We start from the raw sequence: 301 nt of genomic DNA, 5'->3' as shown, positions 1-301 counted from the left end.
GATAGAGACGCTTTTTGCCTCCTGATTGACCGTTTACTCGGCCAAATAACCCTCCAAACTCCCCGGCTGTTCCTTTACCAGTTTCTCTTTCTGCGCTTTAGTCAGTTTTTTCACTTTCAGTTCAAGCTTCGAGGCAAGCGAGCGGTCACCGGCGGGGCAGTGGAATACGAGTTCTAGTTCGCCTTTACCGCGCAGGGCTTTGGCACCTTTGCCCGATTGATGCTGGGATAGACGGCGTTCGACCTCGGTGGTGATGCCGGTGTAGAGCATGCCGGACGGCGTGCGCAGCATGTATAAAAAC

1 protein-coding gene is annotated in these 301 nt (G+C 53.8%); it reads right to left on the bottom strand.

Features of this window, described 5'->3' with window-relative positions:
* Positions 1 to 33 precede the first annotated feature (33 nt).
* On the bottom strand, positions 34 to 301 hold a 268-nt coding region (locus GEAM_RS00035), incomplete at its 5' end, for a GIY-YIG nuclease family protein (protein ID WP_034786593.1).

Origin of the sequence: Ewingella americana ATCC 33852, assembly GCF_000735345.1 — a bacterium.
Lineage (GTDB): Bacteria > Pseudomonadota > Gammaproteobacteria > Enterobacterales > Enterobacteriaceae > Ewingella > Ewingella americana.
The sequence above is the reverse complement of the archived record's forward strand: the minus strand, read 5'-3'. Positions and strand labels throughout refer to the sequence as shown.